This is a genomic window from Promicromonospora iranensis, assembly GCF_028994775.1.
Lineage (GTDB): Bacteria > Actinomycetota > Actinomycetes > Actinomycetales > Cellulomonadaceae > Promicromonospora > Promicromonospora iranensis_A.
This window is the reverse complement of record NZ_JAJQMN010000011.1, coordinates 172998-198212: the sequence shown is the minus strand read 5'-3', so window position 1 is coordinate 198212 and position 25215 is coordinate 172998. Positions and strand designations below refer to the sequence as shown.

At 70.0% G+C, this 25215-nt stretch carries 23 protein-coding genes and 1 tRNA gene; 9 read left to right on the top strand and 15 right to left on the bottom strand.

The window, feature by feature from the left end; all coding sequences use genetic code 11:
- Positions 1-104 precede the first annotated feature (104 nt).
- A complete protein-coding gene (locus tag LUU90_RS20705) occupies positions 105-1334 on the top strand; it encodes an MFS transporter (RefSeq protein ID WP_275005791.1) in 1230 nt (409 codons plus the stop codon).
- 30 nt (positions 1335-1364) lie between these two features.
- Here LUU90_RS20705 and LUU90_RS20700 read toward each other — a convergent pair whose 3' ends face one another.
- Positions 1365-2687: a helix-turn-helix domain-containing protein gene (locus LUU90_RS20700; RefSeq protein ID WP_275005790.1), complete on the bottom strand. Its 1323-nt coding sequence runs from the start codon at positions 2685-2687 to the stop codon at positions 1365-1367.
- Positions 2688-2833: 146 nt separating this feature from the next.
- Between LUU90_RS20700 and LUU90_RS20695 the strand changes: the two genes are divergently transcribed.
- A complete protein-coding gene (locus LUU90_RS20695; protein ID WP_275005789.1) occupies positions 2834-3760 on the top strand; it encodes a L,D-transpeptidase in 927 nt (308 codons plus the stop codon).
- A 141-nt stretch (positions 3761-3901) separates the two neighbouring features.
- Here the strand turns inward: LUU90_RS20695 and LUU90_RS20690 are convergent, their stop codons facing one another.
- The 5 genes from LUU90_RS20690 to LUU90_RS20670 form a co-directional block, all read right to left on the bottom strand.
- Positions 3902-4894: an ABC transporter ATP-binding protein gene (locus LUU90_RS20690; protein ID WP_275005787.1), complete on the bottom strand. Its 993-nt coding sequence runs from the start codon at positions 4892-4894 to the stop codon at positions 3902-3904.
- On the bottom strand, positions 4894-5844 hold the full coding sequence (locus LUU90_RS20685) for an ABC transporter ATP-binding protein (protein WP_275005785.1): 951 nt from the start codon (positions 5842-5844) through the stop codon (positions 4894-4896). Before LUU90_RS20685 ends, LUU90_RS20690 begins: the two co-directional genes overlap by 1 nt.
- 1 nt (position 5845) lies before the next feature.
- A complete protein-coding gene (locus LUU90_RS20680; RefSeq protein WP_275005783.1) occupies positions 5846-6787 on the bottom strand; it encodes an ABC transporter permease in 942 nt (313 codons plus the stop codon).
- Between the two features lie 85 nt (positions 6788-6872).
- A complete protein-coding gene (locus LUU90_RS20675) occupies positions 6873-7868 on the bottom strand; it encodes an ABC transporter permease (RefSeq protein WP_275005781.1) in 996 nt (331 codons plus the stop codon).
- Between the two features lie 3 nt (positions 7869-7871).
- A complete protein-coding gene (locus tag LUU90_RS20670; RefSeq protein WP_275005780.1) occupies positions 7872-9644 on the bottom strand; it encodes an ABC transporter substrate-binding protein in 1773 nt (590 codons plus the stop codon).
- 244 nt (positions 9645-9888) lie between these two features.
- Here LUU90_RS20670 and LUU90_RS20665 point away from each other — a divergent pair.
- Positions 9889-9961, top strand: a tRNA-Arg gene (locus LUU90_RS20665).
- Between the two features lie 141 nt (positions 9962-10102).
- On the opposite strand, the gene ehuA is transcribed toward LUU90_RS20665, so the two are convergent.
- The 4 genes from ehuA to ehuB are packed head-to-tail and all read right to left on the bottom strand — an operon-like array spanning position 10103 to position 13250.
- Positions 10103-10882 (bottom strand): ectoine/hydroxyectoine ABC transporter ATP-binding protein EhuA, encoded by a 780-nt coding sequence (ehuA, locus tag LUU90_RS20660; RefSeq protein ID WP_275005778.1) that lies wholly within the window; start codon positions 10880-10882, stop codon positions 10103-10105.
- On the bottom strand, positions 10875-11522 hold the full coding sequence (ehuD, locus tag LUU90_RS20655) for an ectoine/hydroxyectoine ABC transporter permease subunit EhuD (protein WP_275005777.1): 648 nt from the start codon (positions 11520-11522) through the stop codon (positions 10875-10877). The genes ehuA and ehuD overlap by 8 nt, the downstream gene beginning before the upstream one ends.
- Entirely contained in the window at positions 11515-12300 is a 786-nt protein-coding gene (ehuC, locus tag LUU90_RS20650; RefSeq protein ID WP_275005775.1) for an ectoine/hydroxyectoine ABC transporter permease subunit EhuC, read from the bottom strand. Before ehuC ends, ehuD begins: the two co-directional genes overlap by 8 nt.
- An 8-nt stretch (positions 12301-12308) precedes the next feature.
- Positions 12309-13250 carry an ectoine/hydroxyectoine ABC transporter substrate-binding protein EhuB gene (ehuB, locus tag LUU90_RS20645; RefSeq protein WP_275005774.1) on the bottom strand — a complete coding sequence of 314 codons (942 nt, stop codon included), beginning with the start codon at positions 13248-13250 and terminating at the stop codon, positions 12309-12311.
- A gap of 235 nt (positions 13251-13485) precedes the next feature.
- Between ehuB and LUU90_RS20640 the strand changes: the two genes are divergently transcribed.
- Positions 13486-14262 carry a GntR family transcriptional regulator gene (locus LUU90_RS20640; RefSeq protein WP_275005772.1) on the top strand — a complete coding sequence of 259 codons (777 nt, stop codon included), beginning with the start codon at positions 13486-13488 and terminating at the stop codon, positions 14260-14262.
- Here LUU90_RS20640 and LUU90_RS20635 read toward each other — a convergent pair.
- Complete coding sequence (locus tag LUU90_RS20635; protein WP_275005771.1) at positions 14216-15898, bottom strand: BCCT family transporter; 1683 nt, start codon at positions 15896-15898, stop codon at positions 14216-14218. The two genes, LUU90_RS20640 and LUU90_RS20635, sit on opposite strands and share 47 nt — an antisense overlap.
- 156 nt (positions 15899-16054) lie before the next feature.
- The gene (locus LUU90_RS20630) at positions 16055-17281 is read right to left on the bottom strand and encodes an ROK family transcriptional regulator (protein WP_275005770.1); all 1227 of its coding nucleotides are present in this window, start codon (positions 17279-17281) and stop codon (positions 16055-16057) included.
- 89 nt (positions 17282-17370) lie between these two features.
- Here LUU90_RS20630 and xylA point away from each other — a divergent pair, with 89 nt between their 5' ends.
- The 3 genes from xylA to LUU90_RS20615 all read left to right on the top strand — a co-directional run bounded on the left by xylA (position 17371) and on the right by LUU90_RS20615 (position 21726).
- The gene (gene xylA / locus LUU90_RS20625; RefSeq protein ID WP_275005768.1) at positions 17371-18525 is read left to right on the top strand and encodes a xylose isomerase; all 1155 of its coding nucleotides are present in this window, start codon (positions 17371-17373) and stop codon (positions 18523-18525) included.
- 140 nt (positions 18526-18665) lie between these two features.
- Positions 18666-20159 (top strand): xylulokinase, encoded by a 1494-nt coding sequence (gene xylB / locus LUU90_RS20620; protein ID WP_275005767.1) that lies wholly within the window; start codon positions 18666-18668, stop codon positions 20157-20159.
- A gap of 88 nt (positions 20160-20247) precedes the next feature.
- A complete protein-coding gene (locus tag LUU90_RS20615; RefSeq protein WP_275005765.1) occupies positions 20248-21726 on the top strand; it encodes a serine hydrolase domain-containing protein in 1479 nt (492 codons plus the stop codon).
- Positions 21727-21771: 45 nt separating this feature from the next.
- Here LUU90_RS20615 and LUU90_RS20610 read toward each other — a convergent pair whose 3' ends face one another.
- The 3 genes from LUU90_RS20610 to LUU90_RS20600 all read right to left on the bottom strand — a co-directional run bounded on the left by LUU90_RS20610 (position 21772) and on the right by LUU90_RS20600 (position 23781).
- On the bottom strand, positions 21772-22281 hold the full coding sequence (locus tag LUU90_RS20610) for a dihydrofolate reductase (protein WP_275005763.1): 510 nt from the start codon (positions 22279-22281) through the stop codon (positions 21772-21774).
- Positions 22281-23084 carry a thymidylate synthase gene (locus tag LUU90_RS20605; RefSeq protein ID WP_275005762.1) on the bottom strand — a complete coding sequence of 268 codons (804 nt, stop codon included), beginning with the start codon at positions 23082-23084 and terminating at the stop codon, positions 22281-22283. Before LUU90_RS20605 ends, LUU90_RS20610 begins: the two co-directional genes overlap by 1 nt.
- Before the next feature lie 61 nt (positions 23085-23145).
- Entirely contained in the window at positions 23146-23781 is a 636-nt protein-coding gene (locus LUU90_RS20600) for a hypothetical protein (RefSeq protein WP_275005761.1), read from the bottom strand.
- Between the two features lie 147 nt (positions 23782-23928).
- Between LUU90_RS20600 and LUU90_RS20595 the strand changes: the two genes are divergently transcribed.
- Positions 23929-24402 (top strand): OsmC family protein, encoded by a 474-nt coding sequence (locus tag LUU90_RS20595; RefSeq protein WP_275005760.1) that lies wholly within the window; start codon positions 23929-23931, stop codon positions 24400-24402.
- A gap of 1 nt (position 24403) precedes the next feature.
- A complete protein-coding gene (locus tag LUU90_RS20590; RefSeq protein ID WP_275005758.1) occupies positions 24404-25183 on the top strand; it encodes a hypothetical protein in 780 nt (259 codons plus the stop codon).
- The last annotated feature ends 32 nt before the right edge of the window (positions 25184-25215 follow it).

Sequence of the window (25215 nt, the reverse complement as noted above, 5' to 3'; positions counted from 1 at the left end):
GGCCCGAGGAACACCTTTTCCGGTGTCGCCGATATCACCCCCTCGGCCGGCCCTTCGCGGCTCCTGGAAAAAAGTCTGGACGCCGTCCCTAGACTCGAACGTTTGTGAGCGCACTCCTCGAGGCAGTCTTTCCCCGCCGGCTGGGCCGGTCGTTCCGCTGGCTCGTGACGTCCTCCTGGACGAGCAACATCGGCGACGGCATAGCGCTGGCCGCCGGCCCCCTGCTGGTCGCCTCGCAGACCGACAGCGCCTTCCTCGTCGCGCTCGCCGCGATGCTCCAGCGGCTCCCGTGGCTCGTGTTCGGCCTCTGGGCCGGCGCGCTGGCGGACCGCCTGGACCGCCGCCGCATGGTGATGGTCGCCAACGGGCTGCGCGCCGCGGTGATCGTCGCGCTCTGCGTTTTCATCGTCACGGGCACCGCCGGCATCGTCGTCGTCCTGGTCGTCATGCTCGTCCTGGGCGTGGCCGAGGTGTTCGTCGACTCCGCGAGCCAGACACTCCTGCCGATGGTGACCCCCAAGGAGGACCTGGCGATCGGACAGGCTCGGCTCATGGCCGGATTCGTGACGGCGAACCAGCTCGCTGGGCCGCCCCTCGGCGCCTTCCTGTTCGCCGCCGGCGCGGCGTGGCCGTTCGTGGCCCAGGCCGTCACGGCCGCATTGGCGATCCTGCTGGTGTCGCGGATCGTGGTCACGCCGGTGCCCCCGCGCGCGACCCGCACGCACATCCGCCAGGACATCTCCGAGGGCCTGCGCTGGGTATGGCGCAACCCCGCCGTGCGGACGCTGATGCTGACGATCCTCACGTTCAACGTGACCTACGCCGCGCCCATGGGTGTGTTCGTGCTCTACGCGACCGAGCACCTCGGCATGAGCACCCTCCAGTTCGGCCTGCTGACCACCGCCTCAGCGGTGGGCGGCCTGTTCAGCACGCTCATCTTCGACAAGCTGCAGAGGCGTGTCCCGTTCGCGACCCTGATGCGCGTGGTCCTCACCTGCGAGGTGCTGTGGCACCTGGCCCTGGCCGTCAACACGACCCACTGGGGCGCCCTCGTCGCGATGTTCGCCTTCGGCGCCTATGCCTTCATCTGGGGCGCGATCTCCAACGCCGTACGCCAGCGCGCCACCCCGATCGAGCTCCAGGGCCGAGTGAGCTCGCTCAACATGGTGAGCATCTTCGGCGGGATCCTGCTCGGCAACGCGATAGGCGGACTCATCGCCGAACAGTGGGGGCTGGCCGCCCCCTTCTGGTTCGGGTTCGTCGGCGCCGGGATCACCCTGGTCCTGATCTGGCGGTCCCTGGGCAGCATCGCGCACGCCGGCTCGACGGAGTAGGAACGAGTGCTGCGGGCTCGGCGGCCGGGGTCAGCGGGCCCTGACGACCGGGATCGAGCCCGTCGCCGTGTACTCGCGCAGGCGCTTGCGCACCGTCGACTCGCTGACGCCGACCTCCTCCGCGACCTCCCGTACGGTGCGGCCCTTGGTGCGCAGGTCGATCATCCGTTCGGCGTCGTGCGTCCCGAGCCGCGTGTCACGACGCGGCCTGCGCCGCGGGGGCAGCGCCTCCCGGACGTTCTCCGTGGCGCGGGCCGCCGCCTCGGCCGGCTCCGCGACGGGCGCCCCGGGGCCACCCAGCTCCGCCGGCTCGACGTCCGGCGCGGGAGCCCGCTCGCTCACGCCCTGCCGCGGTGTGCCGAGCGCGGCGCTGACCCGGGCGGGCCGACGCGTCGCCTCGCCGTCGAACACGTCCTCGCCGAACCGGTCCTCGTCGAACCCCTCCCGGTCGAAGACGCCTTCGTCGAACGCACCCTGGTCCCGACCGGCTGCGGCGGAGCGACCGCCGGCGAACTCAGCGGCGACGGCGTCAGCGGCCCGGCTCTCGTATTCGGGCGCGCCTACCGGGGCACCGTCCTGCGCGCCGCCCCGCGTGTCGGACGCCCGGCCGTCGACGCGCTCGTCGCTCACGAGGATGCCGGTCAGCCGCTGCCGGTCGGCGAGGTGCAGGCGAGCGACGTCGGCGGTACCGTCCCCGACCGCGGCGAGCGCCTCGCACCAGGCGGCGACCTGCGCCCGCATCTCCGTGGGCGGGACGGTGCGCAGTGCCACGGAGCGCGCCCTGCGGCGGCCGGCCTCGGCCCGCGCGAGCCGACGGCGGGCGGACCGTGACCCGTCGTGCAGGCTCTGCGCCCGGAACAGGTCCTCCGTGGTCAGGAAGAGCGCGTGCATGCGCGCGGACTGCCGCATCGCCGACCAGGACGTGCCGGTCGCCAGGTGCCGGTCGCCGATCAGTGCGAGGTGCCACATGAGAGCGGCGAGCAGTGGCACGATGAACCTGAACAGGACAGCGCCGGCGGGGTGGCCGATGTACGCCTCGTGCCACGCGGCGAACACACCGGACGCGGACGACAGGGCCCAGGTCAGCGCGAGCAGGGTGCCGCCGGGCCGGTTGTCCCGAGCGGCCTCGCGGGCCAGGAGGGCGACGGTGACGAGAGACAGCTCGAAGACGCCCGCGGTCGCGTACGCGGTGCCCTGGTTCATGGCGAGGACGTCGATGCCGAACTGGACCATCGCCAGGTACGCGGACCCGGTCGAGATGAGGGCGACGGAGATCGCGCCGGTGAGGACCAGTCTGCGGGAACGGCGCGTCGGGACGGTCGTGACGGGGAACGTCCGGTCGGCGGGGGCCACGGGATCTCTCCTTGGTCGAGGGCTGTCGGGCGGCTGCGTCTGCAACAGTTCGGGTACGCAGAGGTTCGGGCGACCACGAAGATATCGGACAAGTGTTACAACCCGGTACCGTTCGATCCTGGACGGCACCTCATGAAGGGGATGACATGACGGAGACGCACAGCGGCTCGACGGCGGCACCGGACCGGCACCGCGGGCCTGCCGCGCGCATCTGGCCGTGGGTGGCGGGCGTCGTCGCCGTCGGACTGCTCGGGACCGCGCTCTGGGTCGGCCTGCGGCCCGACGACGAGCCAGCACCGGTGGCGGCAGCGACTCCGTCCGCCAGCCCGTCGCCGTCGGCAAGCCCGACGCCGAGCCCGACGCCGACCCCCGCCGTCTACTCCCTGCCGTCCCTGCCCCGGCCGGACATCGGCGAGATCCTGCCGCGCGGGCTGCCGCAGGCCAAGGCCGCATCCCTGAAGGGCCTGCCCGGTTCGGTGGCGCTGCCGAAGGACGACCGGATCCCGGCCTGGGCCCGTCCCGACGTGACCGAGCCGCCGGTGCTCGCCCTCGAGTCGATCTACTACGACACCGAGGCCCGCTGGCTCGTGCTGGACCGCCGGCCGGGCTGGGTCAAGGTGCTCGTCCCGTACGGACGCGGTGCCCTGCCGTCGCGCGACCCCGAGAAGGTCAACGGGACCGCGGGCTGGCTCCGCGACAGCGACGTCGTACTGAAGCGGGAGATGCGGTCGGTGGTGGTCGACCTGTCCGACCGCACCGTGACCGTCAACCACGCCGACGGCACCAGCGACGAGCTGGCCGCCGCCGTCGGTGCCGACGCCACGCCGACGCCGCTGGGGCTCACCCAGGTCTTCACCGTCACGGAGGCGGTGAACACCGGCCTGTCGGTGTTCCTCTCGATGCAGAGCGAGGCCCTGGACGGGTTCTACGGCACCGACTACGCGGCCACGGCTCTCCATGTGGGTGACGGACAGGGTCAGGCGGTGAGCAACGGCTGCGTCCGGCTCACGAGCGCGGACTTCGAGCGACTCGCCGACCTGGACCCCGGCGTCCCGGTGCTGGTCAGGGCCTAGCCGGAGCCGCGCCCGCACCTTGCAGGCCTCGGGCAGCTACTAGGTCTACGGGGTGTGTTGCTCCGCGTCGACATCGTCTACGCAGAGCAACACACCCCGTTTTCCTACACTCACCCCGCGACCGGCCGCCTCACCCCGTGCTCACGTGGCTGCCGGGCACTTCTCCTCCGCGGCCTTGCGGAAGCACCCCACGAAGTGCCCGGGTGCGTACTCGACGAGGCCGACGCCGTCGGGCACACCGTCCGCCGCGTCCGCCTCCTCGCCCAGGGACCGGCCTTGCGCCGTGATCGCCTCGTGGTAGAGACAGCGACCCGCCAGGCGCTGGGTGCGCTCCGCCTCCTCGGCCTCCACCTCGTCCCATGTCCGGTCCAGGTGTGGCACCGAGGCCAGGAGGTCCCGGGTGTAGGGGTGCAGCGGGTCGTCGAAGACGGCGCTCGTCTCGCCCCGCTCCACCACGCGTCCCTTGTAGAGGATGACCACCCGGTCGGAGACGTAGTTGCCGAGCGAGAGGTCGTGCGTGACGAACAGGATGCCCAGGCCGCGCCCCTTGAGCTCACCCAGCAGGTTGAGCACGTCGATGCGGGTCGAGGCGTCGAGCATGGAGATGATCTCGTCGGCGACCAGCAGCTCGATGTCGAGCAGCAGGGCGCGGGCGATGAGCAGACGCTGGAGCTGCCCGCCGGACAGCTGGTGCGGGAACTTGCCGAGGATGTCGTCCGGCTCGAGCGTCACCGCGGCGAGCGCGTCGTCCAGCCGCGAGCGCCACTCGCTGCCGGTGACCCGGGGGAAGTACGACCTGCGGAGGGTCTCGAACGTCCGGTCCACCTTGTAGATGGGGTTGAAGGACGAGAACGGGTCCTGGAACACGCCCTGGACCTTGCGGTAGTACTCGCGGCGGGCGCGGAACCCGAGCTTGGTGACGTCCCGCCCGTCGAACGTCATCGTGCCGCCGGAGGAGTCGAGCAGGTGGAGCACCATCTTGCCGATGGTCGACTTGCCGCTGCCGGACTCCCCGATGAGCGACACCACCTCGCCGCGTTGCACGTCGAGGCTGACCTGGCGTACGGCGTGCAGGTCGGAGGTGCCGAAGGTGCCGGTCCGGTAGACCTTGTCGAGGTTGTCGAGGGTCAGCATCAGCTCACCGCCCAGCAGGCGACGTGGTGCCCCTCGGACACCTCGCGGAAGGGTGGCGCCTCGGCGCACTTGTCGTGCGCCAGGGGGCAGCGGTCGCGGAACCGGCATCCGGCGGGCGGTTCGAGGAGCGACGGCGGCCGTCCCTCGATGCCTTCGAGCTGCTGCTCCTCGTAGCGGTCGCCGACCTTGGGCAGCGCCCCGATGAGCATCTTGGTGTAGGGGTGCAGGGGGTCGCTGATGATCGTCTTGGCGGGAGCCTTCTCGGCGAGGTGCCCGGCGTACATGACGAGGATGGTGTCGGCCACCTGGAACAGCACGGAGATGTCGTGCGTGATGACGATCATCGACTTCACGAAGCCGTGGTCGCGGAACTCGACGAGCGCCCGCGCCACCGCCTTCTGCGAGGAGACGTCGAGCGCTGACGTCACCTCGTCCCCGATCAGCAGCGACGGGTTCAGCAGCGTGGACAGCACGAGGACGACACGCTGCTTCATACCGCCGGAGAGCTCGATCGGGTAGCGCCCCAGCACGTCGGTCTCGAGCCCGACGAGCTTGAGACGCCGTTCGAGCTCGGGCAGCACCTCCGTGTACCGCACGTTGTGCGCGGAGAGCAGGTCGCGGATCATCCGGCCGATCTTGCGGGTCGGGTTCATCGCGGACATCGCGTACTGCGGGATGAGGGACACCTCGCGGTAGCGGTGCCGGCGCATGGCGGCGTCGTCGGCCAACGGCAGCTCGTCGTCGTCGAGGACCACCGTGCCGCCCACGTGCTTCATGCGCGTGTCGAGGCGGATCAGAGCCTTGCCGAGCGTCGTCTTGCCGCAGCCGGACTCACCGGCGATACCCATGATCTCGCCGTCCGCCACCTCGAAGGTGACACCGTCGAGGGCTTTCACGTCACCGCGGCGGGTGCGATACCAGACCTTGAGGTCGTTCACAGCCAGGGCCATGTCACATCTCCCGCAGCTTGGGGTTGAAGACCTCGTCGAGGCCGACGTTCATGATGTAGAGCGAGCCCACGATGAGCGTGATCCCGAGCCCTGGCGGGATGAACCACCACCACAACCCCAGATGGAGCGCGCTCCACTGCACGGCCTGGTTCATCATCAGGCCGAGCGACATCGCGTTGGTGGGTCCGAGCCCGATGAAGTCGAGCGACGCCGCCGTCAGGATCGACCCGCCGAAGAGCAGCACGAACGTCATGAAGAGGTAGGAGTACATGTTGGGCGCCACCTCGCGCCGCAGGATGGTGCCCACCCCCACGCCGGACAGCCGGGCCAGGTCGATGAAGTCGCGCGAGCGTAGCGACAGGGTCTGCGAGCGGACGGCGCGGGCCACCCAGGGCCAGGTGAAGATGCCGATGTACAGCGCCTGCATCGGGACGCTCCGCACGCCGAGGTAGGCGTTGATGATGATGAGCACCACGAAGCCGGGGATCACGAGCACCACGTTGGTGAGCATGTTGAGCAGCTCGTCGATCAGACCACCGCGGTACCCGGCGACGAAGCCGATGGTCATCCCGATCACTGCGGCGACCCCGCCACCCAGGAGGCCCACGAGGAACGTGGACCGCAGGCCCGCGACGAACTGCGCGAAGACGTCCTGGCCGAACGTCGTCGTGCCGAACGGGAAGTCCGCCGACGGCGGCGCCATGGGCGGGCCGGCGTAGTCCATCGGCGCATGCCGCAGGAACAGCGGGCCGAGCAGCCCGAGCAGCAGGAACCCGAGCACCACCACCAGGCCGATCAGCACCTTGGGGTTGCGCAGGGCGAAGTACAGGGTCTCGCGCACGTCGCCCTGTGCCTTGCGGCCGCCCGACACCGCCGGGCCGGTCACGGCGGGCTGTTCGCCCGCCTCGGTCCCGGGCGCCGCCGTGGGTTGTGTCGCCGTCATGCCGTTCTCCTTCCGCCTGAGTCTGCGGCTCCGCTGCGGGCGGGTGCCTCGCACCTCGGCCCCCGCCCTCCGCTGCTCCTCCGGCTCATGCGGTCGCCCCCGTCAGTCCGGTCCGCGTGCGGGGGTCGACCAGCACGTAGACGATGTCGATCACGAAGTTGGCCAGGAGCACGCCGATCACCACGAACAGCAGGGTGCCCTGCAGCAGGAAGAAGTCCTGGTTCTGGATGGCGGACAGCACGAGCTTGCCCAGACCCGGGTAGGCGAACACGATCTCGGTCACCAGGGCACCGCCCAGGATGGTGCCGAGCTGCAGCGCGAGGCCGGTGATCTGCGGCAGCATCGCGTTGCGGAACGCGTACTTCCGGATGAGCCGCTTCGGGGCGCCGAGCGCGGCGAGGTAGTTCGAGTAGTCCGACTCGAGCTCGTAGATGATCAGGTTCCGCATCCCGATCGCCCAGCCGCCGAGCGCCACCAGGAACAGTGACAGGAACGGCAGCACCCAGTGCTGCAGCAGGTCCAGGGCGAACGACCACGACCACTGCGGCACCAGGCCGAAGTCGTAGCCGCCGGCCACGGGGAACCAGCCGAGCGCCACGCCGAAGCCCCACGCGAGCAGGATCGCCAACCACATGTACGGCATGGCCGTGATCAGGTACCCGATGGGCAGGGCCACGTTGTCGAGCCAGCGGCTGCGCGCCGCCATCGCGCCCACGCTGTTGCCGACCACCCAGCTGAGCAGGATGGCCGGGATCATGATGCCCAGCGTGTACGGGACGGCGTCGAGCACGACCTCGCTCACCGGCGCGGGGAACAGCCACACGCTGGTGCCCAGGTCACCGCGGAACAGCGCGGCCCAGTAGTTCAGGTACTGCTGCCAGACCGGCAGATCCAGGCCGAACGTGCGCTCGTAGTAGTCGGTCATCGACGCGATCGTCTCGGGGTGCTGGACGGCGGCGCGCGCCACCATCCGCTGAACCGGATCCCCCGGCATGAGCCGGGGGATCAGCCAGTTCAGCGTGACCGCCACGACGAAGGTCAGGCTGTAGACCAGGGTCTTGCGTGCGAGATATCCGCGCATACGTCAGGAGGCCGGTTCAAGGGCGAGCAGCGCGTTCAGGCCGCCCATCTGCACGTAGTTGTTCCACATCACCGGGAAGTACGCGTCCTCACGTCCCTCCTTGGGCCAGTTGGTCCACTGCGACTCGTTGTACTGGGCCCACGCGCCGTTGTACCAGAGCGGGATCATCGGCAGCTCGGTCATGAACGTCTCCTGGACCTCCGACAGCGTGCTGTCGAACTCCGGGGTGCCGCTCTCGGTGCGCGAGAGGTCCTCCACCAGGTTCCAGGCCTCGTCGTTCTCGTAGCGGCCGAAGTTGCCCGCCAGCATCTGCTCCTGGATGGGCTGGTAGAACGCGTAGTTGTAGTACGTCCACGGCGTGTTGCTGATACCCGCGTTGCCGTTGATGAGCAGGTCGAAGTCGCCGGTGGCCCGTGCGTCATCGACGGCGCCCGCGTCGGGGAAGTCGGCGGTGACCTTGATGCCGGCGGCGGAGGCGTCCTCCGCGATCACGCGCGCGGCCTCCATCCAGTCGGTCCAGCCCGCCGGGACGATCAGCTTGAGGTCGATCGCCTCGCCGTCCGGCGTCTCGACGAACCCGTCGCCGTCGGTGTCCTCGTACCCGGCGTCGGCCAGGATCGACTTGGCCTCCTCCGCGTCGAAGGTGAAGCCGTGCTCCGCGGCGACGTCCTCGTCGTAGTACTCCTCGAACGCCGGCACCAGGCCGGACGGGTGAGCCTTCGACACCAGGCCGCCGTACGCGTTCGTGACGATCTTGTCGACGTCGATCGAGCGGGCCAGCGCCTGCCGGAAGTCGACGTCGTCCATCGGTGCCCGCGTCTGGTTCGGGATCAGGTTCGCCGAGGCGGCCGCCAGCATGTACGGCTCGCCGTCGTAGTAGGTGCTGACCTGGCCGGAGTCGGCGAGCGTGTTGACGCCGGGCAGGAAGTTGTTGCTCAGGTCGAGGCTGCCGGACAGCATCAGGCCGAGCGCCACCTCGTTGGAGGTGTTCACGACGTCGACGATGTACTTCATGGGCATCTCGACGCCGAGCTCGCTCTTGGCCCACCAGTCGTCGTTGCGCTCCCAGACCATGCGGTCCTGCCCGACGGCGGAGAACTTGAACGCGCCGGAACCGATCGGGTCCTCGTTCGGGTTGGACAGCAGATCCTCGTCCGACCAGTCGCTCATGATGTGCTCGGGGAGCACCATCGTGCTGTAGAGCCAGTTGTCCCACTCCTGGTAGCGGGGGTCGGAGAACGTGAACTCGACGGTCGTGTCGTCGGTGGCCTCGACCTTGTCCAGCCAGGTCCAGATGTTGCTGTACGGCACGGACTCGACCTTGCCGAGCTCCGCGGTGAAGACGACGTCGTCGGCGTCGAGCGTCTCGCCGTCCTGCCAGGTGAGCCCCTCGCGGAGCGTCAGCTCGTAGGTGTCGTCGCCGGTCCATTCCCCGCCCTCGGCGAGCCACGGCGTCAGCTCGAGGGTGATCGGGTCGAACTGGAACAGCGACTCGTAGAGCAGGCCGCGCGCACCCGTCGCGTGCCCCGCGCCGGGGATCGGGTTCCACGACGACGGCGGGCCCCACTGGGTACCGCTCGTGAACAGTGTCTCCTCGCGGGGGTACTCACCCACGAGCTCGGTCGCCGACTCCATTCCCTCGGCTGTCGCATACGGGTTGGGCGCTTCTGTGGGTGCGCTCCCACCACCGCCGGAACAACCGGCCAGCAGCAGTCCGGTCACCGCGGCTGTCGCCAGGGCCAACGTGCCCCGAGACCTGGTCTGTCGAAGGAACATCATTGATCCTCTCGTCCACCCGCACGGCCGTCGTGCGGACCCGGTGCGCCATCGCACCGGGGTTGCTGAGCATCGTTCTGCCCGCATGTGGATTGCGTCAAGGTTTGTCACCCATGTTGCCGAAATGTGACAACGCTGTCGAAGGCCGGACTTCGCGCACGGGGCCGGGCTGACGCTAGGCTGTGTGCGCCGGTCCGGGCTCTGCCCGCCTCCGGACGCGCACCTCCCGCCGGGAGAGGCGCGAGCGCCTGTAGCTCAGTGGATAGAGCACCGCTCTCCTAAAGCGGGTGTCGGCAGTTCGAGTCTGCCCAGGCGCACCTCATACGGGCCGGCCCCCGGGCCCCCGACGCGGCGCACCAGAACGACCCCTGCACACCGCATCCCGCCATCGGCGTGTCGCGTGCAGTGTGTAGGGGTCGTTCTCCAGCGGGTCGACCGTCGGACCGGCCGGGTGATGTTCAGAGGACCGCGCGGAGGAACTCCTGGGTCCGCTCGTGGGTCGGCGACGTGAAGATCGTCTCCGGGTCGGCCTCCTCGATGATCTTCCCCTTGTCGAACATCAGCACCCGGTTGGAGACCTCCCGGGCGAACTGCATCTCGTGCGTGACGATCAGCATCGTGATGTCCGTGGTCTCGGCGATGTTGCGGAGCACACCCAGCACGTCGGCGACGAGCTCGGGGTCCAGCGCCGAGGTCACCTCGTCGAGCAGCAGGATCTCGGGCTCCATGGCCAGCGCCCGCGCGATCGCCACGCGCTGCTGCTGCCCGCCGGACAGCTTGGTGGGACGCTCGTCGCGCTTCTCCGCCAGGCCGACCTTGTCCAGGAGCGCCTCGGCGATGGTCGTCGCCTCCGCCTTGGACTTGCCGAGCACATGGATCGGCGCCTCGATGATGTTCTCCAGCACCGTCATGTTGGGGAACAGGTTGAACTGCTGGAAGACCATCCCGACACGGCGCCGCACGAGGCTGCGCCGCTTGTCCGGGATGGCTACCCGCTTGCCGCCGCGCATCTCGTGCGTGTACGGGTCGCCGTCGATGAGGATGAGGCCCTCGTTCGCCTCCTCCAGCGTCATGAGGAGGCGCAGGATGGTCGTCTTGCCGGAGCCCGACGGACCGATCAGGGTGACCCGGTCGCCCTGGGCGACGGTGAAGTCCAGGCCGTCGAGAACGACGTTGTCGCCGAAGCGCTTGACGACCCCCTGGAACTCGATGGCAGGGGTGGTGTCATTCTCAGGCAAGGCGGTTCTCCAATCGGCGGACGAGCAGCGAGGTCGGGTAGCTCACCAGCAGGAAGAGCAGGCCGGCCATCGTGATCGCCTCCATGTAGCGGAAGGTATCGGCGCCGTACTGCTGCGCGGCCGTGTACATCTCGACCACGGCGATGGCGAACAGGAACGGCGTCTCCTTGAACATGGAGACCGCGTAGTTCCCCAGTCCCGGCAGCGTGTTGCGGATCGCCTGCGGCAGCACGACGGCGCCCCAGGTGCGCGAGCGCGGCAGGTCGAGGGCGACGGCCGCCTCCCACTGCCCCTTCGGTACCGCGTCGATGCCGGCGCGGTACACCTCGGACATGTACGTCGCGTAGTGGACGCCGAGCACCACGCAGCCGATCGTCAGCGACGGGAACTGCGTGAACAGCAGGTTCGCGAAGACGAGCTGGACCAGCAGCGGCGTCGACCGGATGAACTCCACGAGGAAGCCGACCGGGATCGTGACGACCCGGAGGCCCGACCGGCGGACCATGGCGACGACCAGCCCCAGTACCGAGGCGATGACCATGCCGACGACCGTCGCGAGGACGGTGATCTGCAGACCTTCGAGCAGATCGGGGAGCACCGCCGCGGCGTGCTCCCAGCTCCATGCTGAGGTCTCATCCATCACGGTCACCTCCCTTCGACGCCGTCGTGGCCGCCGGAGCCGGTCCCCCGGCGCCGACGTCGGCGGTGGTCTGCACGGGCGCCAGGCGCAGGACCTCGCGCAGCGTGGGCCCCGTGCCGAGCCGGTTCTTCGCCCGCACCTCGAGTGCGTTCATGGCCAGCGTGAGCAGGTAGGCGACGACGAAGTAGCAGAGCAGGCCGACCGTGTACGAGAAGATCGTGTCCGACGTCCGCTCCCGCAGCTCGTTCGTGAAGAAGTTGAGGTCGTGCAGCGAGATGTATGCCGCCAGGGCGGAGCCCTTGACCAGCTGGATCAGCAGGTTGGTGAACATGGGGATCATCAGCGGCCACGCCTGGGGCATGATCACCCGGCGCAGGCGGTGCACCGGGCTGAGGTCGAGCGCGATGGCCGCCTCCCACTGCCCCTTGGCGACCGAGTTGATGGAGCCGCGCACGACCTCGGAGGCGTAGGCCCCGTAGTTGAGCCCGAGCGCGAGGATGCCGCACGCCAGCGGGTCCAGCTCGACGTAGAACGGCGGTAGCGGCAGCACGTAGTAGAGCCAGAAGATCTGCACCACGAGAGAGGTGCCGCGGAAGAACTCCACGACGACCCGGGACGGCACCCGCGCCCACCTGGTGTGGGCGCGGGAGCCGAAGCCCAGGGTGAACGCCACGAGCAGCGCGAGCACCGCACCGCCGAGCGTCAGCTGGAGCGTGACGAGAATTCCTTCGCCGAGCTGCGGCAGCAGATCGACGAACTGTTGAAGGTTGTCCGACACGTGCTCGGTCAGCCGTCCAGGCCGAGCTCCGGAGCCAGCTCCTTGGCCACCGACTCGAGGTCACCCCCGCAGAGCTTCTCCGTGGTCAGGCCCTCGACGGGATACTCGGCCTCGGTGAAGCCGAACGGCTCCACGATCTCCAGCCAGCGCTCCTTGTCGGCGACGATCTTGCCGAGCTCCTCGTTGTAGGCGTCGCGCAGCTCCTCCTCACCCTTCGGGAAGACCTCCGCGCCCGCACCGATCTGCGGCACACCGTCGATCTCCGCGACGAACGCGTCGGTGACCTCGACCGGGGCATCCGTCTTGTCCGCGAGCGTCCGCAGCGAGATGCCCGTCAGGGCCAGCGCGTCGGCACGGCCGGAGACGACGGCGTCCAGGCCGTCCTGCGCGTCGCCGACCTCCATCTTCTCGATGTCGAGCTTGTCGGCGTAGCCGGACTCGATGGCGCCGCTGAGCACGGCGAGCTTGACGCCCGCCTCCTGCGCGGACTGCATGTCCGTCAGCTTGTCCGGGTTGCCTTCCGGCACCATGAAGGCTGTCGTGTACATGATCTCCGGCTCGGAGAACAGGGCCTGCTCGCAGCGCTCGGGCAGGATGGACATGCCCGCGCTGACCGTGTCGTACCGGCCGGCGGTCAGGCCCGGGATGAGCGAGTTCCACTCGGTCTGGACACCTTCGACGTTCTCGACGCCGAGCGCACCGAAGATCTCCCGGTCCAGGGCGATGGTGGCGCCGGTGAGCTCACCGGCGTCCTCGTAGCTGTAGGGCTGCTCGCCGTTGAACGCGACGGTGACGGTGCCCTCCTCCTGGAGCTGCTCGAGCGTGCTGGCACCGTCATCACCGCCGGCACCGGGGGCTGTCGACGAGCACGCGGTCAGCGCGACCAGGGTGAGTGCTGACCCTGCGGCGAATACGGCTCGTCGGAGCGGGCGGACGCTTGAAGTAGACATGGTTCCCTTCACGCCACCCGGCGGATCTGGCAAAGCCTGGGTGGGCTGGAGTTCACGGACGAATGGCACCGTAGCGCGCCGCCGACGTTCAGACAATCTAGCGTTCGACATTAGGATTGTCTACAATCTGCAGGTTCACCCGGCCGGCGCCGCCCCGGACCTCGCCGTCGCCACCACGCTGTCCGCGCACCGGGGATGATGTCGTCATCGACGTGCGCTCACGGAAGGAGCACCGATGTCCCACCCGTCGCGGGCCACCCTGACGACCGCCCCGTCGTTCTCACGTGTGACGCGTCCCTCGACCGTCGACCTGATCCAGACGGAGCTGCGCAACGCGGTCTACGCGGGGGTGCTCGCCGTCGGCTCGCCGATCCGGGAGGTCGAGGTCGCGACCCAGCTCGGGGTGAGCCGTGGACCGCTGCGCGAGGCCGCGCAGCGGCTGGTCCAGGAAGGGCTGCTGGTCGCGACGCCGGGACGCGGCATGCGCGTGGCCACCATCAGCCGGGAACGGCTCCCTGCCCTCTACGAGGCGCGCAAGTCGGTGGAGGTCACGGCCGCCCGCCAGCTCGTGCGCTCCGGCGACGCGGCGGCGATCGCCGGCGTCCGCCGCGCGCACGACGAGCTCGTCGCCGCGAACGGGACAGGGGACGCGCGGCGGATCGGCGGCGCGGACCTCAACCTGCACTGGGCGCTCGTCGCCGCGGCCGGCAACCCGTGGCTCACACGCTGGATGACCACGCTCATCGTCGAGGTACGGATGGCCACGTTCACCGTGTCCGACGAGTACGTGGTGCGCAAGGACACGGCGGACGCGCACGCCGTGATCGTCGAGCGCCTCGAGGCACGGGACGAGCCCGGCCTGGTCAAGGCCATCACCGAGACGCTCGACGGCGCCGTCGCGCGGCTCCTGGGCCGCGAGGACGAGGCCGTCGAGACCTACGAGGAGCCAGCCGACGCGCCGGAGATCACTCTGGGCCCGATCGACGCACCGGACGAGGCGTCGATCGGCTGATCCTGGTCCGCACCCCTTCGGCCTCCGGCTGCAGGGTCTCCACCTTCGAGCCGGAGATCGGCAGCCGGATGGTCACGAACTTCTCCGTGGCCAGGCCGCGCCAGAGCGCGAACATCGCCAGGAACATCAGGATGAAGATCGGCAGGCCGACGACCGTGATCACCTGTTGCAGCGCGACGAGGCCGGTCTCACCGGCCAGCACGATCAGCGCGACGGCGACGGCGCCCTCGGACACACCCCAGAACACGCGTTGGCGGACGGGGCCGGCGTCCTCGGTCCCGGTGCAGAGCATGTCCACGACCAGCGAGGCGGAGTCGGACGACGTCGCGAAGAAGATCGCCACGATGACCACGACCAGCCCCGAGATGAACGTGGCCAGGCCGCCCGCCCCGAGCAGCTCCTCGAAGAAGGTGAACATCGCGGTGGCGGGGTTCTCCATCACCGCGTCGGTGATCGGGTGCGGATCACCGGGGGCCGAACCGATGCCGTCCAGCTCCATGGCCGACCAGCCGAAGATCGCGAACCAGACCAGCGTGAAGAGCGAGGGAGCGAGCAGCACGCCGCCGACGAACTCACGGATCGTCCGGCCGCGGGAGATCCGGGCCAGGAAGATCCCCATGAACGGCGCCCAGGTGACGGTCCACGCCCAGTAGAAGACTGTCCAGCCACCCTGCCAGCCCCAGCCCTCCTCGCTGGTGAACGGTGCCAGCGCGTCGTTCCAGAACGCGAGGGGCACGATGTTCTGCGCGTAGAGGCCGATGGTCTCGATGATCTCGCGGAACAGGAACACCGTGGACCCGGCGAACAGCACGAAGAGCATCAGGGCGACGGCCATGCCGATGTTGATGTTCGACAGGGTCTTCACGCCCTTGTCCAGGCCGGCGACTATCGAGGTCACCGCGATCGTGGTGAGGATGCAGATGATGATCACCTTCGGCAGCACCCCGTTCGGGATCGCCGTGAGGTCCGAGAGCCCGCTGTTGATCTGCTGCGTGCCCAGTCCGATCGACACGGCGACGCCGAAGAGCGTGCCGAGGATCGCGAAGACGTCGATCGTCTTCCCGATCGGTCCGTAGATGCGGTCCTTGAGGAACGGGTAGAACACCGAGCTGACCCGGAGCGGCAGCTTGTGCCGGTAGATGAAGTACCCGAATGCGAGGCCGGGCAGCGTGAAGATCGCCCACGTGTGCAGGCCGAGGTGGTAGATCGAGATGCTCATCGCGTCTTTCGCCGCCTCCGCCGAGAAAGGCACGGCACCGCGCGGCGCGGAAGCGAAATGGTTGATCGGTTCGGCGACGCCCCAATACATCAGGATGGTGCCGATACCACCGGCGAAAAGCATGGTGAACCAGGAGACGTTGGAGTACTTGGGCCGCTCGTGGTCACCACCGAGGCGCACGCCGCCGTACTTGCTGATGGCCAGGTAGATCAGGAAAAGCACCCAGACGCTCACACCAAGGATGAAGAACCATCCCAGCCGGGTCACCACCCAGGTCCGGCCCGCGGTGAACATCTCCCCGATCGGGGTCGGAAAGATGACCAGCAGCAACAGGAAGACGACCATCAGGCCGGCCGAGACGAAGAAGATCACCGGGTCTGTCTTGAGCCCGAGCCGCTTGGCGAGTGAATCCAGCACAGAGAACGCCTCCTCGCGGGGGAACTGGGCGGATTCCCGTCAGCCCGATATCCCCTCTCGTACCGGGCCAATGGGCAGGCATGCTGCCAACAATTCGCCCTCACGTCTAACCCAGAGGAATATCTTCCCGCGCCGGACGGCGATGTGCGCCCTGAGTCAGACCCAGGCGGCCGGGTCGGCGAGCACCGCCTGCAGCACCGCTCGGGCGCCGCCCGTCAGCGCCGCCTGCGGCCCCGCCTGCGCCGCACGGACGTCCAGGTCGACGAACGGCGCGGAGAGCACCCGGTCGGCGAGCACCTCCACGACGTCGGCCCGGAGCCATGGCAGCAGCTCGGTGTAGGCGCCGCCCAGCACGATGGTGGAGACGTCGAGCAGGTTGACGAAGTCCGCGAGTGCGGAGCCGAGCGCACGCCCGGCCGGCAGCGCGGCTCTCCCGCCGGCCGGCCCCGCGGTGCCGGACTCCGTGAGACAGGCGACGAGCGCGCTCAGCGCCGAGTCCGGCGGCAGCCCCGCCGCGCGCATCATCGCCTCCTTGCCCGCGTACTGCTCCAGGCAGCCGAACGCGCCGCACGAGCAGCGCGGTCCGGCGGGGTCGACCACCACGTGCCCGATCTCGCCGTTCCATCCCCGCTCCCCCAGGAACAGCTCGCGGTCGACGACGATGGCCGCGCCGATACCGACGTCGCCCGACACGAAGATGAAGGAGTCGGGCGCCGCGACGTCGGAGCCGCCGGCCAGCTCCGCCAGCGCGGCAAGCTTGGCCTCGTTCGCGATACGGACGTCGAGGTCGCCCAGTCCCAGCAGCGGGACCGGGTCGAGCGACGACCAGCCGAGGTTGGGCGCGACCTCCAGGAGCCCGGTGCGTGGGTCGACCAGGCCGGGCAGCGCCAGACGTGCGCCGGCGACCGTCATGCCGGCCGCCGCGACGCCGTCGGACACGTCGCGGGCGAGCGCGCCGAGCCGGCGCAGCACGACCGTCGGGTCGCTGTCGTGGAGCGCCCCGGGAACCACCTGCTCCGACACGACCTCACCGGTGAGGTCGAGCACACGCGCGCCGAGGTAGTCCACGTTCACCTCGAGCCCCAGACCGACGACGGAGCGCGGCGCCGGGACGAGCGGTACCGCGGGCCGGCCGGCGCGTCCGCCGGTCACAGCGGGCAGCTCCCGGACGAGTCCCGCGGCCACCAGCTGGTCCACCAGCGTCGACACCGTCGCCCGCGCGAGGCCGGTCGCGGAGGCCACGCCAGCGCGCGAGAGTGGTTCGGGCACCTCGTACACGGCGCGCGCGACGAGCTCCAGGTTGCGTTCGCGCAGGGTGTGCTGACGGGCCGCACCAGGGCCCGTCCGCGTGGTGGTCTCGCGTGCGGTCCCGGCGGTGGTCACGCCTTGACTGTAGCCGAGACCCGGGTAATAGTTCATTCGTACAACAAATGCGGCGCCGCATGTCGGGGCCGCCTCGATGAGGAGACCCCGTGAGCGACATCAAGTACTCCTTCGGCCTGTGGACCGTCGGCTGGCCTGCTGCCGACCCGTTCGGCACGGCGACCCGCCCCGAGCTCGACCCCGCCGAGTCCGTCCGCAAGCTCGCGGACCTCGGCGCGTGGGGCTTCACGTTCCACGACAACGACGTCTACCCCTTCGGCGCGGACGACGCCGAGCGTCAGAAGCAGATCGACTCCGTCAAGCAGGCCGCCGCCGACACCGGCATGGTCTGCGAGATGGTCACGACCAACACGTTCACGCACCCCGTCTTCAAGGACGGCGCGTTCACCTCCAACAACCGCGACGTGCGCCGCTTCGGCCTGCGCAAGGTGCTGCGCAACGTGGACCTGGCCGCCGACATGGGCGCCTCCACGTTCGTCATGTGGGGTGGCCGCGAGGGCACCGAGTACGACAACTCGAAGGACCTCAACGCGGCGCACGCGCGCTACGCCGAGGGCATCGACACCGTCGCCTCGTACATCAAGGAGAAGGGCTACGGGCTCAAGATCGCCCTGGAGCCCAAGCCCAACGAGCCCCGCGGCGACATCTTCCTGCCGACGATCGGTCACGCCATCGCGCTGATCGACTCGCTCGACAACGGCGACATCGTGGGCCTCAACCCGGAGACGGGCCACGAGCAGATGGCCGGCCTGAACTACACGCACGGCATCGCGCTGGCCCTGCACCTGGGCAAGCTGTTCCACATCGACCTGAACGGTCAGCACGGGCCGCGCTACGACCAGGACCTCGTGTTCGGTCACGGCGACCTGCTGTCGGCGTTCTTCACGGTGGACCTGCTGGAGAACGGCTTCCCGAACGGCGGCCCCCGCTACGAGGGCCCGCGCCACTTCGACTACAAGCCGTCGCGTACCGAGTACCTCGACGGCGTGTGGGAGTCGGCGAAGGCCAACATGGAGACGTACGACATGCTCGCGGCCAAGGCCGCGGCGTACCGTGCCGACTCCGAGGTGCAGGCCGCGTTCGAGCACGCGGGGATCTTCGAGCTGGGCCAGGCGACCCTCGCCGAGGGCGAGACGTTCGACTCCTTCCTCGCCGAGGCAGACCCCGACGTCGACGCCCTCGCGGAGCGCGACTACGGCCTGGTCAAGCTGCACCAGCTCGCGCTGAAGCACCTGATCGGCTGACCCCCTTACGTTGAGTGCTGGCTATTTGTGGTCCCGCCCCGGGAAAGCCCACAAATAGCCAGCACTCAACGTGTCTTGTGCGGCGCGCGGTAGCGTGGCCGCCGCGCCCCTTCCCACCTCACCCCGTTCCTGGAGCACCGATGCCCCTCGTCGCCGGCGTGGACACGTCCACGCAGTCCTGCAAGATCGTCGTCCGTGACGCCGAGACCGGTGAGCTGGTCCGGACCGGTTCCGCCAAGCACCCGGACGGCACGGAGGTGGATCCGCGGCACTGGTGGGACGCCTTCCAGGCGGCGTCCGCCGCGGCGGGCGGCCTGGCCGACGTCGCAGCGCTCTCCGTGGGCGGTCAGCAGCACGGCATGGTCGTCCTGGACGCCGACGGCGATGTCATCCGGCCCGCGCTCCTGTGGAACGACAACCGCTCGGCGCCGTCGGCCGAGACCCTGATCAGCGAGCTGGGCGACGGCGACCGCGAAGCGGGCGCCCAGGCCTGGGCCGACGCCGTCGGCTCCGTGCTCGTCGCGTCGCTGACCATCACGAAGCTGCGCTGGCTGCGCGACAACGAGCCGGAGAACGCCGCCAAGGTCGCCGCCGTCGCGTTGCCGCACGACTGGCTGTCCTGGCGCATCGCGGGCTACGGGCCCGCAGGAGACCCCACCGCCCCGCTCGGGCCGCAGCTGGACAAGCTGTTCACCGACCGGTCGGACGCCTCCGGTACCGGGTACTACGACGCGTCGGCCGGTCAGTACCGACTTGACCTGCTCGAACGCGCCCTGGGGCGGGCGGATGTCGTGCTGCCGCGCGTGGTCGGGGTCGCCGAGGCGGGCGCCGTCGCACACCCGACCGTCGCGGGCGGGGCGACCGCCACGTCAACCGGTTCGAACGGCTGCCTCATCGGCCCCGGCGCCGGCGACAACGCGGGGGCGTCGCTCGGGCTCGGCATGACGTCCGGCGACATCGCCATCTCGATCGGGACCTCGGGCGTGGTCTCGGCCGTCGCGACGAAGCGCACCGCCGACGGGTCGGGCGCGATCAACGGTTTCGCCGACGCGACCGGCAACGCGCTCATGCTCGCCGTCACGCTGAACGCGGCACGGGTCCTGGATGCCGCCCGCGAGGTGCTCGACGTCGACTTCGACGGCCTGGCCGAGCTCGCGCTGCAGGCACCGCCCGGGTCCGACGGCCTCGTGCTCGTGCCGTACCTGGAGGGTGAGCGCACGCCCAACCGGCCTTCCGCCACCGGCACCCTGCACGGCATCCGCCTCGCCACGTCGACCCGCGCGCACCTGGCCCGCGCCTACATCGAGGGCATGCTGTGCGGGCTCGCGGACGGTCTCGACGCACTGCGCGCACAGGGTGTCTCGGTGGACCGCGTGATGCTGATCGGCGGTGCGGCCCAGTCGCCGGCCGTGCAGCAGATCGCCCCGCAGGTCTTCGGTCTGCCGATCGGCATCCCCGAGCCCGGCGAGTACGTGGCCGACGGCGCCGCGCGCCAGGCCGCCTGGGCCCTGGCAGCCGCGGCCGACCCGGACGCCGCGGCTCCGGCATGGTCCACGACCATCGCCACGACGCTCGCTGCCGACCCGCGGCCGGTGATCCGCGAGCAGTACGCCGCGGTGCGCGACCTCGCATGAGCCGGAGGTGCGGCGCAGGGTGCGGGCCGAGGAACGAGTCACGCGCCCGGAGCGGAACCGCAGACTCATGCGACACGAGGAGAGCCTGATGCCGGGCCGCTTCGCCGACGACCTGGTCACCGCGCTCGCCCGCCGGGCGATCACGCACGACGTCGCCCTGCACACGGTCCAGGTGAGCGTCCGCGGCGAGACCCTCACGCATGCCGTCAGCGACCCGTTCGACCTGGATGCGCCGCAGCGGATGTACTCGGTGTCCAAGACGGTCACCGGCCTGGCGATCGGGATGCTCGCGGACGAGGGCCGGCTGAGCCTCGACGACCCCGTCACGCAACACTTCCCGGAGATGGGCCCGGTACATCCGTGGCTCGAGGCGACGACGATCCGGCACGTGCTCGCCATGCGCGGCCCGCACAGTTCGACCACGTACCAGCGCACGGACGACGGCTGGCTGGAGTCGTACTTCCGGGTGCCGCCGACGCACCCGCCGGGCACGGTCTTCACCTACGACACCAGCGGCTCCTACGTGCTGGCCGCCCTTGTGGAACGTTTGTCGGGCACGTCGCTCCCCGACTACCTGCGCCCGCGCCTGCTCGACCCGCTGGGCATCAGCCCTGGGCTCCGGTTCCTCACCGGACCGGAGGGCATCGCCCACGGCGGCTCGGGACTCATCTGCACCGCGCGCGACCTGCTGCGTCTGGCCCACCTCCTGCTCGCCGATGGCGTGCACGACGGCGCCCGGCTGCTGCCCGCCGACTACCTGCGCGACGCCACGAGCCCCCAGGCCGACACCGCCCTGCGGACCGAGGCCGCTGCCCTGCGCCGCGGCTACGGCTACCAGCTCTGGCTCCCCCGGCCCGGCAGCTGGCTGCTGTTCGGTCTCGGCGGCCAGCTCGTGTACGGCGACCCCGCCCACGGGCTCGCGGTCGTGGTCACCGCGGACACCCAGGCGTGCGGAAGCGGCGACCGTCTCATCGACGACCTGCTCGAGCTGCTCGTGGATCCGCTCGTCGAGCGGCTGACCGCTGGTATCGCGGGCGACGGTTCCGGTGCGGACGCCGTTCCCGGTGCGGACGCCGTTGCCGTCACGCTCCCCTGGCCCGCGCCGCGACACGACCCGGCGCACGCACGGCCCGTCAGCGAGAGCTACGCCAACGTCGTCGACGGCCCGGGGCCCGCAGGGCTCGTCCTGTCGCTGAACGACGACGGCGGCCGGTTGCGCAGCGTGGACGGCCCCACCCCGACCGAAGGCTGGGACCTCGAGCTGCGCTACGACCGTCCGGTCCGGACCCGGGTCGGCGGCCGGCCCGCCGTCGTGACGGCCGGGTGGACCGGTGAGGCCACGCTGGACGTACGCTGCGCACTGCTCGGCGACCACCTCACGACCTGGCGCGTCCGCCTCGCCTGGACCCCGGACGGCTCCCTGGCCGTCCAGTCACAGGTGTTCGGCGAGACCGCCGACCACTCGTGGAACTTCCACGCGGCCTACGTCCCCGACGTCGGCCTGGTCACCGATCGGCGGCTCGACACTGCCGACGCCGCCGAGCTGACCGCCTCGGAGAAGCAGTAGGTCTGCGGTTGGCCCTCGGACACTATTGAGCGCTGACCTCGGGTGCTACCGGGAGCGGGTGTAGCGCAGGTGCCGGAACCGGAGCCCCGACGACGACGTCGTCCACTCGGTCGACGAGGTGACCGTCCACTCGGGGCCGATCTCGGGGGCGAACACGTCGCCCTCGACCTCCGTGTTGATCTCGGACACCTCCAGCACGTCGGCGACCGGGAGCGCCTCGCTGTAGACCTGGGAGCCGCCGATGACCCAGATCTCCTCACCGCCGGGCGCGTTCGCCGCGATCTCGAGCGCCTCGCCGATGGTCGCCGCCGGGACCGCGTCGGCGTCCGGCACGCCGTACGGGCCGCGCGACGAGACGACGATGTTGGTGCGGCCCGGCAGCGGGCGCTTCGGCAGCGACTCCCAGGTGAGCCGGCCCATCACGACCGGGTGTCCCGCCGTGGTGCGCTTGAAGTGGGCGAAGTCCTCCGGCACGCGCCACGGGATGTCGCCGCCTGCGCCGATCACCGGCCGCCCGCCGCCGTCGCGGGCCTGCCCCCAGATGAGTCCGATCATCAGACTGCGATCGGTGCCTTGATGGTGGGGTGCGAGACGTACCCGAGCACCTCGATGTCCTGGAACTCGTAGTCGAAGATCGATTCCCGCGGTGCGAGCCGCAAGGAGGGATACGGGTACGGGTCGCGTTCGAGCTGGGTACGCACCTGCTCCACGTGGTTGTCGTAGATGTGGCAGTCGCCGCCGGTCCACACGAACTCGCCGGCCTCGAGGCCGGTCTGCGCCGCGACCATCTGCGTGAGCAGGGCGTAGGAGGCGATGTTGAACGGCACCCCGAGGAACAGGTCCGCCGACCGCTGGTACAGCTGGCAGCTGAGCTTGCCGTCGGCGACGTAGAACTGGAACAGGGCATGGCACGGCGGCAGCGCCATGTCGTCGACCTCGGCCGGGTTCCACGCCGTCACGACGTGCCGCCGCGAGTCCGGGTTGGTACGGATCTGCTCGACCACCTTCGCGATCTGGTCGACGTGCCCGCCGTCGGGTGTGGGCCAGGAGCGCCACTGGACGCCGTACACCGGACCCAGTTCACCCGACTCGTCGGCCCAGTCGTCCCAGATCTTGACGCCGCGCTCCTGCAGCCAGCGCACGTTGGAGTCACCGCGCAGGAACCACAACAGCTCGTACACCACCGACTTGAGGTGCACCTTCTTGGTGGTGATCAGCGGGAAGCCCTCGGCCAGGTCGTACCGGATCTGCCGCCCGAACACGCTGCGCGTCCCCGTGCCGGTCCGGTCGCCCTTGAGGGTCCCGTTCTCGAGCACGTCGCGCAGCAGGTCCTCGTACGGGGTGGCGATCTCGGTCATGCGCCAAGCCTACGTCGAGTGCCCCGGTGGACCCGGTGGCACGCGGGACGGCGTCCGGCCATCACTTCTGCTTCGCCCGGAACTGCTTGAGCTGGTCGCCACGGCGCCGGTACAGCACGCTCATGGTCACGATCACCGCGGCGACGACGCCGCCGATCACGGCGCCCCAGGCGGTCCCGCCGCGGAACGCCGGCCCGTCGACGTCGAGAATCCGCTCACCGGCGTGCGCCGCGGACGACGTGCCCAGCGCGATCCCGAGCGTCAGCAGGTTCGGGATCGCGAACAGCGTGGCCAGCACGACGAAGCCGAGCCGGAGCTGCCACGTCCGCCTCGGCAGCGCCGCCTGCACCAGGAACAGCACCGGGACCACCGTGAACACCGCCCCGGTCACGATGCCCCACCAGGCACCGGCGGCGAACGACCCGTCCACCGCGTTGCCGATGACCTGCGCCCACCAGCGCGGCAGGAAGGCCGAAAGGAACAGGTAGAGCAGCCAGACCACGACGATCACGGCGACGACGCCGACCATCCGCTTCAGGACATCACGCCAGCTCGGCTTCCACCGCGCCCCGGCCGGCACGGGCTCACCTGGCGTCGGGCTACCTGGCGTCGGGCTACCTGGCGTCGGGCTACCTGGTGTCGGGCTACCTGGCGTCGGGCGGGCCTCCTCGGGCTCGCCGCTCGGGTTCTGCACCATGAGCAGATCGTCGCAGCGCCGGCGCCACCCTGCGCGGCGAACGGGAACGGAGCGGGCCTCGTTCGCGTTGTGCACTAGTCCGACCGAACGGGACGCGCTGGACCCAACTCCGTGACCGTGTCGGTGACCAGTGGAAGGATGATCCCCATGACGGAGCAGACCACCACCCCGAGCGCCACGAGCGCAGTGACCCCCTCGCCCACGGACCCGCTCTGGGTGGAGCGCAACGGCATCCGCACCTACACGGGCTTCTCGGCCCGTGGCGCGCGCGTCGACATCGGCCCGGCGACGGCGGGCGCCGTGTTCACGCCGGGCGAGCTGCTGAAGATCGCGCTCGCCGCGTGCGCGGGGATGAGCAGCGACAGGGCGTTCGCGCGCCGGCTCGGCGACGACTACAAGACCACCATCCGGGTCGAGGACCCGAAGGACATGGCCGAGGACCGGTACCCGGTGCTCACGGAGAAGTTCGAGATCGACCTCTCCATGCTCGACGACGAGGACCGCGAGAAGCTCCTCACCATCGCGCAGCGGTCGATCGACAAGACATGCACGGTGGGACGCACGCTCAAGGCGGGCGCACAGATCCCGGACGCGCAGTTCGAGCAGCCGACGGAGGGCTGACATGGCCGATGACAAGAAGCTGACGACGCGAGCTCCTGACGACCGGGCCGCACCGGGCGACGCAGTGCTCAAGCCGGACAACTCTCTCGAGGTAACGCCTGCCGACTGGGTCAACTACAAGCCGGAGAGCCCGCTCGACCACCTGGTCGGCAGGGCCGTCACCATCCCGTCGGCGACCATCCACAAGCATGTGGACAAGGTGCGGGCACGCAACCCCGACGCCAGCCCCGCGGAGGTCATCCGGCTCCTGGAGAAGGAGTACCTGCGCGTGATCCAGACGACGGGTACCGCCGTCGGCGCCGCTGCCGCGATCCCGGCCGTCGGCACGGCGGCGAGCGTGGCGCTGTCCACGAGCGACGTGGCGACGTTCTTCGCGTCGTCCGCCGCGTTCTCCCTCGCGGTGGCGGACGTGCACGGCATCGATGTCCAGGACGTGCCGCGCCGCCGGGCGCTGCTCCTGGCCACGGTGCTCGGTGACCAGGGTGCGCAGGACGTCGAGAACGCCATCGGCGGCTCGGGCGTCGCCTGGGGCAAGGTGCTGCTCACGAGCATGCCGCGCACCACGCTGCACCGCGTGAACAAGGCGCTCACCCACCGGTTCATCCAGAAGCAGGTGGCCAAGCAGGGCAGCCTGATGCTGGGCCGCATCCTGCCGTTCGGCGTCGGCGCGGTCGTCGGCTGGGTCGGTGCGCGCGCGCTCGGGCACACGGTGATCGGGCAGTCCCGTATCGCGTTCGGCGCTCCCCCGGAGCAGTTCCCGCGCGTCATCGAGCACAAGTAGTCGCCGCCGGGCAGCCCCATATATGCAGTTGC

Excerpts from the sequence above, each read along its gene's own strand:
- LUU90_RS20590 (WP_275005758.1), top strand. The coding sequence starts at position 24,404 with ATGGCCGATGACAAGAAGCTGACGACGCGAGCTCCTGACGACCGGGCC.
- ehuD (WP_275005777.1), bottom strand. The coding sequence starts at position 11,522 with ATGGATGAGACCTCAGCATGGAGCTGGGAGCACGCCGCGGCGGTGCTC.
- LUU90_RS20685 (WP_275005785.1), bottom strand. The coding sequence starts at position 5,844 with ATGGCCCTGGCTGTGAACGACCTCAAGGTCTGGTATCGCACCCGCCGC.
- LUU90_RS20690 (WP_275005787.1), bottom strand. The coding sequence starts at position 4,894 with ATGCTGACCCTCGACAACCTCGACAAGGTCTACCGGACCGGCACCTTC.
- LUU90_RS20695 (WP_275005789.1), top strand. The coding sequence starts at position 2,834 with ATGACGGAGACGCACAGCGGCTCGACGGCGGCACCGGACCGGCACCGC.
- LUU90_RS20670 (WP_275005780.1), bottom strand. The coding sequence starts at position 9,644 with ATGTTCCTTCGACAGACCAGGTCTCGGGGCACGTTGGCCCTGGCGACA.
- LUU90_RS20640 (WP_275005772.1), top strand. The coding sequence starts at position 13,486 with ATGTCCCACCCGTCGCGGGCCACCCTGACGACCGCCCCGTCGTTCTCA.
- xylB (WP_275005767.1), top strand. The coding sequence starts at position 18,666 with ATGCCCCTCGTCGCCGGCGTGGACACGTCCACGCAGTCCTGCAAGATC.
- LUU90_RS20605 (WP_275005762.1), bottom strand. The coding sequence starts at position 23,084 with ATGACCGAGATCGCCACCCCGTACGAGGACCTGCTGCGCGACGTGCTC.
- LUU90_RS20615 (WP_275005765.1), top strand. The coding sequence starts at position 20,248 with ATGCCGGGCCGCTTCGCCGACGACCTGGTCACCGCGCTCGCCCGCCGG.
- LUU90_RS20680 (WP_275005783.1), bottom strand. The coding sequence starts at position 6,787 with ATGACGGCGACACAACCCACGGCGGCGCCCGGGACCGAGGCGGGCGAA.
- ehuB (WP_275005774.1), bottom strand. The coding sequence starts at position 13,250 with ATGTCTACTTCAAGCGTCCGCCCGCTCCGACGAGCCGTATTCGCCGCA.
- LUU90_RS20600 (WP_275005761.1), bottom strand. The coding sequence starts at position 23,781 with ATGGTGCAGAACCCGAGCGGCGAGCCCGAGGAGGCCCGCCCGACGCCA.
- LUU90_RS20610 (WP_275005763.1), bottom strand. The coding sequence starts at position 22,281 with ATGATCGGACTCATCTGGGGGCAGGCCCGCGACGGCGGCGGGCGGCCG.
- LUU90_RS20675 (WP_275005781.1), bottom strand. The coding sequence starts at position 7,868 with ATGCGCGGATATCTCGCACGCAAGACCCTGGTCTACAGCCTGACCTTC.
- LUU90_RS20595 (WP_275005760.1), top strand. The coding sequence starts at position 23,929 with ATGACGGAGCAGACCACCACCCCGAGCGCCACGAGCGCAGTGACCCCC.